We start from the raw sequence: 12,209 nt of genomic DNA on the forward strand, positions 1-12,209 counted from the left end.
TTGGCGGACGCGAGACCGATGCTCATCTTGCTGTGCATGGATTTTGCACCTCTCACATTGGTGCGCATCGAGCCCGCCCGCAACATCGCGCCTCTATGGAATCGACATCCAGCTTGGTCGCCGTAGCCTGATAAGGAACTGGGGACGGGTCGGCACTTTAGGCCGGGTAGCCGCATACTCTTATAAAACAGCCACCGAGACGGAGGTAGCTGGGGAACGAGTGGTCCAAAACAAGCGGTACAGGGGGTATCGAGATTGCGGATTGAGCGTCGGACGGTTCACTCCGCCGCCGATTTTCTCGCCGCTGCTTTTTTCCGGCGGGCAATTGCTGCGACCATTTCAGCCGGTCGCGAGACATCCAGGACCACGATCGAGATCTTGTCCCTGAGGTGGACCGGCAAGTCGTCAATTAACATGGTCTCCAGCTCCCCGGCAGTCTTGGGTTTTGCCTTGCGATCTGTCCTTGCCGGTACCAGGAATTCCTTGCCGAACCAGAAGACGAGATAGATGCCAAATCCGTGCGCGTTTACATCGGCGGCATAGCCACTCAACTGCTCTAATGGTGCCGTCCAGAGTTCCCGATTGTAGTGCCGTTTGGCCTCAACCGGCAGGTTCTTGCCGGCATGGCTGAGAAGCAAGATGTCTGCTCGGGTGTTTTCACCCCGACGCGCTTCAGGGTCCGTCGCCGCAATGCGATATTTTTCGAGCCTCGACCTCATCAACTCGAGCAGTCGATCACGGTCCTCGTTCTCTATCTGCGGCTCGAACGCCGCCCCGTCCTTGTCCGTGTTCCAGTACCGCTTCCATGGCATGTCGCTCGCCGTCCGCAAACTGGCGGCATAACGATCGAGATCATCAAGCACGATGGCTGCTAGATCGAGCGGAGTCGCTGGCGGTCCGCCATTGAGCGCGGCAACGATGTCGACAAGCAGAGGCCTGACATAGGCGACTTCCCGCGTTGTTCGGGCGTGCCCGGCAGCGGCATGTGCGATTTGCGGCCCCCAGCTGGCGTCAACAACAGGAGTAAGAGCCTTGAGATCATTGCCGGCGTTCGTGTTGGTTGATGCGCCGAGCCGCTCGATGGCCGCTCGCACCGCTGCGCTCGGCCGATGCGTCCCGTGCCAATCGTCTTCCCTTGCGGCATGCCGCGCGCCCAGAACGCGAACGCGGAGCAAGTCAAGCAAATCGGGATCGGGACAGCGCTCTCTCAACGATTGGACCACCTCGCCATCCACGCCCGTAAGGACACCCTCGAGAACTTCAGGCTCCAACTCCGACATCGGCCCATTCGGATCGAATGTCAGCGCAATGAAGCGCCAATGCTGCCGCTCGCTCTCCGACAGGTTCGGACGACGGAGGTTGGTGGCCGTGATTTCCTGGAGTTCCGCGTCCGTCATCACCGCTGCAGCCGCTACGAGCGCTTGGCTGAGCGCCGACGCCGGAAGATCTGGTCCGGTGCCGAAGAGCCGCGTCAGGCACGCGTGAACGAGCCCGGCGGCATCCTGCTTCATCAGCTTATGAAAGCCGTCGAGATCGTCGTCGCCCGCCTCGATAGCGGCGGTCCAGTAGCTCGAGAGCAGATCCGCCCCGGCGGCAACATCGACGCAAAGCTTCCGGCAGGCCCACTTGTCGAGCATGGCGCCATCGTCGCCGCCGAAATAATCTTGCCTCAGTGCCACCAGCGCGCAAATCGTCGGTGTGGTCTCCAACTCCGATGCCCGCCCGTTCGACAGTGCCTGATGGAGACCGGCGGCAACGATATACTCGGTGGTGAATGCACTGAGCTTGGCTTCGATCCTACCGAGCTCAACAACGTCGAACTCCAGTTGCGCCCGGATGGCGAACTGGACGAATCCTTCAGCGATCGCGGCGGCAATTTCGGGATTGGTGTACTTGGTGATCGTGTTCAGCGGTCCGGACTTGTCGTTGACCATTGCGCTGCGATAATGCCTCGCACCCCAGGCCAAGGTACCGAAGGTTTTCTTGTCGCTGCCGTCGCCGATCCTTATCGCGCCGATCTGCGGCGTCAGCGATGCGATATTCTGCTGACGCGAAGCTTCGGCTTGGGCCTCGTTCTTGGCCAGGCGATCAGCCTCCTGCCGACGATACTCGGCTTGAGGGTCCGCTAGCAAGGACTGGATGAATTCGGCGTTGCCGCCCTGTTCTTCTAGGCGGTCGACGAGCCCTTGGCGCATCGCTTCCCACGCCTGCCCGGATCGTGCGACATACGCGGCGAGGCGCAGCAGCTGCTGCGGATCCAGGCGTGTACCTCCTCGTTCGGAGAGTGCAACAAGACTGTCGATCAGCTCATTCGACGGATGATGGCCTGTCGTGGTCGCAAAAGCGTTGCGGACCGACCATGGCCGATCGTTCGACGTGTCCGCCTCCGCGATGGCGAGGAAAAGGGCAAGTTCACGTACCGGTCGTTCCCGATCGAGCCAGCCGCGTATCGCCTCGCTGACGGAACCGTCCAGCATGTCCCAATAATTTTCCCGGGCATTGACCACCCAGGTCCAGAGCCTGTCGGCTTCGACATCGGGGTGCCGCTTGATATTTCCGGCCAGGGCGTGGTCGATGAAATATCGGATCTCGAATTTTCGTCTGAGGGATCGGCCTTTATGGACCGCGAGCGGTCCATCGAAAAGATCGGTCGGTCCGCGCTTCCGGAGGGAATAGGCCAGGCTCGTCAACTCTCCCCGATCGATCTTTTCTTCGCGCTCGTCGGTCGGCAAGGCGTCGAAGTCGACCAGCATCGATCTGATGTCATCCGATCGCACGTCTACGGCCTTTTTCGAGGACAGCAGTCTTGCCCGCAGCAGGACCTGTGCGGCATCGGGCGGCCGGCCCGCGAGGTCGTCCATCAAGCCGCGCCAGGCATTGGCCGGATCGGCGGATGAAGCGATGTGGACTTCGGCTGCCCGCTCGCGCAACCAGGATGGGCGCTCGGCGTCACGGATCACCTGGGACATCTTCGACTGTATGCCGGCGACAGGCGGACCATCCGCAAGCGCTTCGAGAACCGTGAGCTGGAGGTGACTGCGGATGTCGCGATCCAGGATCTCGACGAAATCTGGCACCAGATCTTCCCCCGCAAGACCGCCCAAGACCGTCGTCCCTTGATGCGACGACAGGAAGTAAGGGTCGTCACGGTCGAGATTGAGCAAAAGGGCGCGTCGGCCTTCCGTATCAAAGGCGGCAGCATCTCCATAGGCAAGCACGGTTGCCGCGTCGTTCGCGATCAGGCGCAAAGCCGCCTGCCGATCCCCCAAACGATGCAGATGCGCGGCGAACCAAGCATAAAGGCCACGTAGTTCGCCGGGCGCTTGTCGGTCGGTCCCCGAAATGAAGGAAAGTGCACGGCGAAGCGGAAATGCGGCTCGCGTCGCGGTGCCCGTGACCGCTCTGGCAAGATATCGGGCCGCCAGGAACTCGGCGACCGTCTTGTGGAAGGGCTCGAAGGCATGGCTTTCCCCGCGAAAAAGGGCCGTGTCGATCGTGGCCTCCATCAAGTCCGGCGCGACGCCCAGGGCGCTGAGGGTCAGGTATTCCTCGCTGTTGCCCGGCGGCAGCCCATTAGACCTCCAAAGCTTTTTTGCGCCCGTGGCCAGATAATGAAAGCAGACCATCGAGGCGGTATCGATGATTGCCTGCGCATCGGGCCGCCGATCGGTGGCGCGGACCTTGTCATGCTCACGGGCCAGGGCATGAATGGCGCGTTCGAAGAGGTCGAACCGGCTGGCCGGCCATTTCTTGTCGACGACCACGACCGAGTGGAGCAACACCAGGCTGAGCGGATTTTCGGTGAAGGCATCGGCGCCGCGCCTACTGGCCTCCTCGAGGAATCCCTCGGGGTCGTCGGCCTCAAGCACGATCAGCATCGCGAGGGCCTCCTCGCGATCGAGTGGCAGGAGCGTCGCGACCACCGGCTGAGCATTGCCGGCAGCCCTGCGCATGGCCTTCAGGTCCGCGGCTTCATTCCAGTCCTCGGCCCGGCAGGTCAGGCGCCATCGAGCTGCCGAGGCCTCGATCAGACTGGTCGCGAGCCGCAAGAGCTTGTCCTTGCCGTCGTCGCCGGTGCGGTACTCATCAAGTGCATCGAGATAAACCGTGGACCGGCCCGATAGAGGAACGCCGTTCATGGCTTCGCGGCATGTTATGACTTCGCCGTTCTCGTCACTGGCCTCGTTTTCGAGCGCAGTCGACTTACCCATGCCCGGTTCTCCGAGCACGACCAGAAATGGCCGGTCACGCAAGGCGCTAAGCGGCCATACTTCGGTTCGGCCGTCGATCTCGATCTGTACGCGTCGGTCCAGGGGAGCGATTTTCATGCCGGATACGCTAGATTGCCGGCATTTCCCTCGAAAGCTGAAAAACGCCGCCTTGCACCGATTTAGGTAGTGCGACTGTCAGGCGCGGCGTCGTGCGGCCCGTTACCCACGAAAATCGAGCAAGGCAGCGTCTTCCTGATGGTCATCGGCGGTTTGTCGACTAAAATTGCCGTCTGAGGAGTTCTGCGCCAATGGCCGACCGCTACGATTTCGGCAATCTTTCCCCGATCGAATTCGAAGGACTTTGCATCGACTTGCTTGATGCCGAAACCGGTTTGCGGTTCGAACGGTTTTCCGAGGGTGCCGACCGGGGAATAGACGGTCGGCATTCGCGTGCAGACGGCGACGTCATCCTTCAGGCCAAACATTATAAGGGCAGCACCTGGGAAGACCTTAAGACTGCTGCCAGGAAGGAGGCCGCAAAGGTCGCGGCGCTCGATCCGGCCCAGTACTATTTCCTGACATCCCAACCCCTCACGGTCGACCGTAAGGATACGTTGGTCGACTTGCTAGGTCACAAGTCGGTCGCGACATCGAGGATTTGGGGACGCACCGAACTCAACGCCCGGATTGCCGCGCATCCCCAGGTCGAGAAGCGAAACCTCAAGCTCTGGCTGACGAGCGCCGCGGTGCTCCACCGTCTATTGATGAACGACATTTCGGTCCAGACCGCGGCTTACACTGACGATATCGATCGTATCCTGAAGGTGTTCGTCGCCAATCCGAGCCTTCAGGAAGCCGGCAAAATCCTCGCCGAAAGCCACTGTCTGATCATCTCCGGTCCGCCCGGCGTCGGAAAAACGATCCTTTCCCAATTCATCGCGGCCGACCATATCGAAGATGGCTATGAACTTGTTGCCATCGGTTCAGTCGAAGAAGGTTTGAGAGCATTCGATGCCGACCGGAGACAGATATTCGTCTTCGACGACTTCTTGGGGAAAATCCAGCTTGACCCCGCAAGGCTGGCCCAAGAGGACAACAAGATCGTCCGCTTCATGGGCATGATACGCCGGGCCGAGGCCAAGCGCTTCATCCTGACCACCCGCGCATATATCTGGCAAAGCGCCGTTACCGTCTCGGAAGCTTTCGACGACCGGAAAGTCCGGCTTTCCGAGATCGTATTGAACCTAAGCAGCTATACCCGCGAGTTGAAGGCGCGCATTCTCTACAATCATCTCTATCACGCCGATGTCGACCGGCGTGCGGTCGAAGCGCTGCTCGAAGGGCCAACGGTTCGGCGTATCGTCGATCATCCCAACTACATGCCCCGCATCATCGAGTGGATGACCGATGCTACGGGCGAGCAAGGGATCGAGCCCGAAGACTATCCCGACCATTTCATCGCCAATCTCGATCGCCCCGACCGGATCTGGGAGAAAGCGTTCCGTCACCATATTACCGAGCCGGCACGGCTGCTGCTTTATTGCGCCTTCTTTTCCGAGCCGATCGGATGGAGTGACGCGGCGGTGTCGATCGAAGGTCTGCGACCCTTTTTCGAGCGGTGCATGGTCCGTTTCGGTGTCGTGGCGCCCGAGGGGCTGCGGGCAATCATGTTCGAGGACACCCTGCGTGAGGTAAAGTCCTCCTTCGTCGTCATCGAGGGTGACAGGCTCTCCTTCATCAACCCGTCGGTGCAGGATTTCCTGTCCGGCGATGCGATGGACGCCACCGTCATCAGGACGGTCGCCGCCTCCGTTCCGCGCTGGCGTACGGCCGCGGGGCTGTGGAAAGCCGTGCGCTCGAACGCTTCGCCGCCAGTCAAACTCGAGGTGGCGTCGACCCTGCTCGAGTTGGTCGTCGCCGGCAAGCTGGAGGGGCGCATGCCGCTGCATGAACTCGCCGATTTGATGGGTGGGCTCGTGCTGGTAACGGGTAGTACCGAAACCTGCGCTAGGCTGCGACGCGGGAGCAACTCCCCCGTTTATTTCACGCTCGAAAGCAAACTGCCCGCGCTGATCGAAGCCGTGCTCGAGGGGCGGTTCAGCGGGCTACCCTATGCGCGCGCGTTCGGCCGGTTGCTCCGCCGACGATTGCACCTCTATTTGGCCGAGGAGCGCGAATATGCGTTTGAGCTCGAGGAATTAGGTGAGCTGGCCCGGAACCTCTCAGCTGCCCGTGTCGAAATGTCGGAAGCTTTCGTCGAACTTTTCGACGAGGCTGTCGAAGAGGCTCTGGAGCCCATGCGTGTCGACACCATTACTCGCCACGACGATCCCGAACAGCTGATCGGGGAATGGCTCGAGCAGCTCGACATGGTCGAACGCTATAGTTCGACGGCAACGACCGCCGAAAGACGTCGGGAGTTCGATGCCCGGCTGCGCGAGCTGGCATGGGCCGAACAGATGCGGATGGAGGAAGAAGAGGCATTCGGAGACCATCGCGTGCCCGCTCCGGGTGACGGCCACAGTCGGGCCCGGTCGCGTTCGCTGACCGGTTTTTCCGACAGCGACCTTGGCGCGATGTTCTCCTCGCTGCGCAGGCGGGAGTAAACCTCTGGCCCCTCCACGGTCGAGCCGGCTCGAATTCGACCCTTCGAGTATGGAAAACTCAATCGCGGCAGAACTGTCCGGTGGGTACGAGAACGTGGAATTTGCGTCCTGCACGCCTCGCCGGGCGTGAAGAGATCCGTAGACCTGCTTGAAAGCCCGTCGGTTTTCGTCATCATGGCCAACGAGTGACGAACGCGGGTGAACCCTCTTGGATCGACTGCAAATCGGAAATACCGGCGAACCGATCCGGCTGACGGAGGTCAACCTCATCGGTGTTGCCGCCGAGGCAGGCCGGGGCGGGACGCAAGCCAAGGTATGGCATCGATTGGCCCTGACCTCGGATCAGGCGCTTTTCCAGAAAATCGTCGGCAATCTTGCATCGGTCATCGAGCACGCGGCGGAGCGGGCGGGAACGTCCAAGTCCTTGAGCCAAGCCAATACGGTCTTGCTTGTCATTCGCCCGAACGACGAAGCCGAACTCTGGGTCGATGCGGCCGCCGTGTGCAACTATGCCGCCCTCAAGCGGCCTGGTGGCGTGGAGGCGGGCAGCGTGCTGTTCGAGAGCGATATCGCCGACGTGACGGGAATGTGGTTTCCGCTCGTCGATATCGGACCGAAGGATCGGATCGTCTGTATTTTCCGGGAAGGTTGGCGCTTTGGTCTCTACTTCGACTTCAATACCGACGGCGAACTGGCCATCGAGGAAGCCAAGCGGATACTCGGGACCCTCTATCGGCGCATGAAATATGCCGATCTCTACGCAGCCCTCGAGCACGACAAGCGGTTCGCGCACCTGGTGGAAGCCGGGTGGTTTCCGTTCATCGAACTCGTCAGTTCCGAGTTTTCGACGCTTTTGTCGGTCTACGGGACCGACTGGGGCTGGGAGGCGGCGGAAACCCAGTTGCTCAGCAAGTTCGACGATACGCGGCTTGACCGGATGTTCGCCCGCTGGGCGGGACGGCAGCATTTGAAAGCCAAGGAGCCGATCCTTGCGGCCGCGGTTCGCGCCTATAAGGCAGGTGACGCGGTATCGGTGATCAAGATCGTGCTGAGCGAGATCGAAGGGGTGATGGCCGACGCCTATTTCGCGGCGACGGGCGAGCGCACCCATCGCGTCGACAAACTGCTCGAATTCATGATCGCCTCGGCCGAGGAGCGGGCGGGCGACAAGGATACGCTGTTCTTTCCGGTGGCCTTCGGCCGCTATCTCAAGGGCCACGTCTATGCCGGCTTTTCGCCGGGTGACGTGCGCTCGGCAGGGTCGCGCCATGCCGTCGGGCATGGGGCCGTTGCCGCGGAACAATATACGATGGTGCGGGCGCTACAGGCGATTTTGACCCTGGACCAGCTTGCCTTCTATGCGTGACGGCGCCGGTACGGCAAGATAGTGCGGCATCGGACCGGCAGGTCCGCTGCCGATGGAGGGTTGACCATGATTTTCGAATTCGATCTCGAGCTGGATGACCGCACGCTGTTGCGGACGTTTTTCAAGCAACTGCGTGCGGGGTTCGACATGGTGATCCGTGAAGCGCGTTGGGCGAACGTCTTGCCGATCCGGTTCCACGGCGACGGCATCGCTTACTTGCTCGGCGCGCTCGAGGAGGCCGAGCCCGAATGGGATCGTGTCGAGGGGGCGATCGACGACGTTGGCGATTCCGTCCTGCGCCGGTTCGGCCTATCCGGCCGATCCCTGCGGGTGAAGCTCTATTATGTCGGCTTCTGGTCCGATCGCGTTCGGGCGCTGCTGAACACTACTCGCTGGTGGGACGTGTGGGACGCCATCAAGGGCGTGCTGGAAAATCTCAACATCATCCTGGGCAGCTTTTCCGAAGCGCTCGGCGCCGGCGACATCATTCGGGAGCTCAAGGACGTCATCCTGCACAACATCGACACCGAAGAATCGATGCTAGGGATCCCGAGAGGTCGCGGGCGACGCTGACGGGCGACGCTCCCGCCGTGGCCCAGCCGCCCCGAGCCGGTTCGATGAGGTGGTATCATGCTAAGGGGTGAGGTCCCTGCCCTGCCGGTTTTCGGCAGCCGGTCGGGAAACAGCGCATGCAGGCATTAACCGAAGTCCGGTAAATCGCCCCCCAAAAATCATACTCATTCGTGCCGTCCCGTTATCCTTACAATTGCAATCCTTGGGACCTTGAGGGCAGGAGATGCAAGCGCCCTGCCCCGGACGGCGGGTTTTGCGGGCCTTTGCGGCTGTCGTCACAACACCGCGCTCATTGTTAAGTTGTCCCGCAAAACAAACGTCCGCTTTCAAGCGCGCCGTTGTGAACTGTGAACTGCTCAAATGGGGTCGGGTGGAGACCGGCGCCTCGGGGGGGGGGGGAGCGGTCGGTCCGCTAACGGCATGAGGCCCGCAGGAAAGGGCACGTGTTTTGGGTCTGTCTCGGCGTCTGTATTTTTCAAAGCAAATTCCCGCCTCATGTGATCATGAATACTGCCAATTGAAGGCAGTTCTGTCCGGTGGAGTTGGTCATTTTGCTGGCAGATATGAAGGCGGCAGGCTCAATTTGAGCCGCATGACGACGCCGGATGCACCATCCGGTCGCAAAAGTCATGGCTCGGTATCGGCGATCAACGCCGCCAACCGACCATCCTGTTCGGCCGTCAGCGTGAAATCGCGGCGAAGACGGGCCGCACCGGCTAAAACCTGAGTCCGGTTTCCGGAAATGTTGGACATTATTTCAAGTCTGAAGAGCTCGTGGCCTGCGTCGCTCGGATTTCGTTGCGCGAGGCGGGTCGCAACCGCGAGCGCGGACTGCTTGTCGTCGAGCAACCAAAAACACTTGATCAGATTGCCGGCTGAGACCTCGTTCTGCGCAACGAAGATGTCACCGGCCCTCGTGGCTTCGAGCAAGCCGACATATTCGGCACCGTCGCTCGGCTGGGCCATGTGGAGCGCCAGACCGACCATCTCGGCTTGGTCGACCAGTCGCTTGGCCAGCGCGACGTCATCTTGCCGACCGGCGGCCAGAAGCTCCCCCGTAACGGCGTCGAGAAGGCGCTGGCGCATCGGCGCCAGGTCCGCGTCGAACTTGCTGGCCATCAGCGAGAGGTCGTAATCCCAGACCACGCTGGTCATCGCCATCAGGAGCTCGATCTCCTGCTGACGCGAAAAACCGTCGAGGAACGGCGCCATCTCCACATTGAGGTCGATGAAATCGCGTCGATCGTTGATCCGGCGCAGGCCCTCTTCGCGAACATGGGCCCGAAACAAGCCGATGACCGCTTCCCTGCGCATGGGCCACGACCTCTGGATCGACGCGGCCGCCCGGACCGGGTCGGCGAAACGCGCGGCATCGGTGTCCATGACTGCGGCCAGAACCCTGATGAAACTAGGCGTCTCCGAGAAATAGACGCCGGCGTTGCGATAGCGGATCAACGTTTCGGCGGCCGTGCCCGGCCAGTTGCGACCCGATAGGCGCAGGAGCTCGAAGAGCCCCCCGACGGTCTCGGGCACTCGCGCAGCAAGCAACGCGTCGAGCACGACCTGATGGGCAAGCGTGAAATGACGGGTGTCCCGCTTCATCCATCCCTCGGATCCGCGCACGACATCAAACTGGTCGCCGCGCTGCTGACGTAAGGCCTCCAGCAAGGAAGTGACCGCGGCGTCGGCAGCCACCTCGTCGGCCGAAAGGGCCAGGGCAATCGCGGCCTCGATGTCGCCGCGTTCCCATTCATGCACCGGGACCAGTTCCGGCTGGGGGTCCGCCTGGGTGCCGCCATAGGGTTTGACCGAATCCAGCTGGACGGGGACACCGCCGCGTATGGGCTGGCCATCGGCGAGGTAAAGCTTGAGATAGTTGCGTTCCATGCAAGCAGCCGCAAACACGTTTCGCATGGTCACGAAAAAGGTCGTCAGGTCCTCGACGTCTACGGCATCGAGGCGAGCGCAAATGCCGGCCATCGACACGGACGGGTCGATATCAAGATGCCCGCCCGCTTCGTTCCTGAGCGGTCGGAACCCGTCGGCCACGGCCCTGAAGCGGTACCCTGCGAGGAAGGCGGCAAAGGCCGGCGATGGGCCCTCCCTTTCCGAAGCCATCAGGTCGTTGAAGCCGGGCATGTCCTGCGGCGCGCCGGCCAAAACCGGTCGCGTCACGAGGCAATCGGCGTAGCTGAGGACATCGGTGACCAGCCGCGAAAGCAGTATCCGGCGGGTATCTGGGAACGAGGAGAACCGGTCGAGCAAGGCAAGGTCCCATTCGACCCAGCGCGCGATGAGGGTCAATTGAGAGGCCCTTTCGTGTACGGGCGTTATCCCCGACCCGCTTGACGTACCCGGCCTGGCCATGGCCAGCGGGTCGGAGGCGAACTCGGCACGCGGCTCGCTGCCGCTCGCCCGAAACTGGTCCAATTTTTGGAGGAATGCCGGGGTCGCCAGCTCGGCCGGTACAGCGGGCAACGCCACGAAACCCGGTACATTGAAAGCAGCCAGCGCGTCGTAGGTTTCGACGGCTCCCTCGACGAAGAACCCGGTTTTCGAAAGGTCAATCCCGTTCCAGAGTTCGATCCGCAGGGCCGAAGTCCAGATCTTGGACATGCGCGCCCAGCCTGTCCCGCAGGGTCCCGAAATATTCGTCGAACCAGGTCGCGTAGGTTTCCTTCTTTTCGTTGAAGGTCGGTTCGGCGCCGAAGGGCCGCACCAGCTTGCGGACCTGTCGCGCATGGGCGATGAAGTCGCGCGCCCGCACCAGAACGTGCCTGGCCGCGAGGCGGGCCTCCCACGAGCTTGGCGCCGCCTCGGAAACGGCGAAGGAAAGTTGGAGCTCGGCGATGATGAAGCGCAGCTTTTCGAGGCGGGCGGGCAAATCGGTCATGGCTGGTCCGGTGAAGAAACGGCTCCGCACCACTTTAGTGGCATCCCCGGCGCCGGTCATCCTCGTCGCGACGGCGAAAAACGGGTCTGGCCGGAGCGTGACGGCGGAGCGGATTGGTCTAATCCAAATTAGACCAATCCGCTCTTGGGCAGGAAATAAAGTCAAATCGCGCTTCGGCCTTCCTTTCGAGGCGAAGATATGCCCGGTGGAGGGCGCCTCATGACCCTCCACCAACTGACATGTCAGGATGACCTTCTCCGACCGGACTGGAATGCCATTTCCAACTGCGTGCTTCCGAGTTTACCAGCAGGCTCAAGATCAAGGTCCGCTTTCGGGAGCATCATCGACCTCTTCAAATGGCGCGATTGGGGTCGGCAGCTGCTCTTCCGGCGTGTGCCGAGCGCACCTACTCCCAAACAAGGACCCCGCCGAGGCGGGGTCTTTTCCCCGAACCGAGCAGTGGGACGCGGAAATTCTTTGGGCGACCGGATGCGGGGAAGATTGAGAACGGAACGTCCGTTTGGGAAATCCCGTCCGTCAATTGCCCGCTGGCCTCCCGC

7 protein-coding genes are annotated in these 12,209 nt (G+C 61.5%); 4 read left to right on the top strand and 3 right to left on the bottom strand.

Annotated features, from left to right (window positions below; genetic code table 11):
* The first annotated feature begins 43 nt into the window (after positions 1–43).
* Positions 44–388, top strand: coding sequence for a WGR domain-containing protein (locus MQW79_RS04260; protein WP_476587018.1), 345 nt, complete (start codon positions 44–46; stop codon positions 386–388).
* Here MQW79_RS04260 and MQW79_RS04265 read toward each other — a convergent pair.
* The gene (locus tag MQW79_RS04265) at positions 279–4,328 is read right to left on the bottom strand and encodes an NACHT domain-containing protein (RefSeq protein ID WP_476587019.1); all 4,050 of its coding nucleotides are present in this window, start codon (positions 4,326–4,328) and stop codon (positions 279–281) included. The genes MQW79_RS04260 and MQW79_RS04265 overlap by 110 nt on opposite strands.
* A 191-nt stretch (positions 4,329–4,519) precedes the next feature.
* Between MQW79_RS04265 and MQW79_RS04270 the strand changes: the two genes are divergently transcribed.
* The 3 genes from MQW79_RS04270 to MQW79_RS04280 all read left to right on the top strand — a co-directional run bounded on the left by MQW79_RS04270 (position 4,520) and on the right by MQW79_RS04280 (position 8,756).
* Positions 4,520–6,817 carry an nSTAND3 domain-containing NTPase gene (locus tag MQW79_RS04270; RefSeq protein WP_476587020.1) on the top strand — a complete coding sequence of 766 codons (2,298 nt, stop codon included), beginning with the start codon at positions 4,520–4,522 and terminating at the stop codon, positions 6,815–6,817.
* A 208-nt stretch (positions 6,818–7,025) separates the two neighbouring features.
* A complete protein-coding gene (locus tag MQW79_RS04275; protein ID WP_476587022.1) occupies positions 7,026–8,183 on the top strand; it encodes a hypothetical protein in 1,158 nt (385 codons plus the stop codon).
* Between the two features lie 66 nt (positions 8,184–8,249).
* Positions 8,250–8,756 carry a hypothetical protein gene (locus MQW79_RS04280; protein ID WP_476587023.1) on the top strand — a complete coding sequence of 169 codons (507 nt, stop codon included), beginning with the start codon at positions 8,250–8,252 and terminating at the stop codon, positions 8,754–8,756.
* Between the two features lie 627 nt (positions 8,757–9,383).
* Here MQW79_RS04280 and MQW79_RS04285 read toward each other — a convergent pair.
* Together MQW79_RS04285 and MQW79_RS04290 are read right to left on the bottom strand one after the other, a co-directional pair.
* Positions 9,384–11,021 (bottom strand): hypothetical protein, encoded by a 1,638-nt coding sequence (locus tag MQW79_RS04285; RefSeq protein ID WP_476587024.1) that lies wholly within the window; start codon positions 11,019–11,021, stop codon positions 9,384–9,386.
* Between the two features lie 298 nt (positions 11,022–11,319).
* Complete coding sequence (locus MQW79_RS04290; RefSeq protein ID WP_476587025.1) at positions 11,320–11,649, bottom strand: hypothetical protein; 330 nt, start codon at positions 11,647–11,649, stop codon at positions 11,320–11,322.
* Between the last annotated feature and the right edge of the window lie 560 nt (positions 11,650–12,209).

This window comes from Devosia sp. Micro-HW1, from assembly GCF_056341075.1.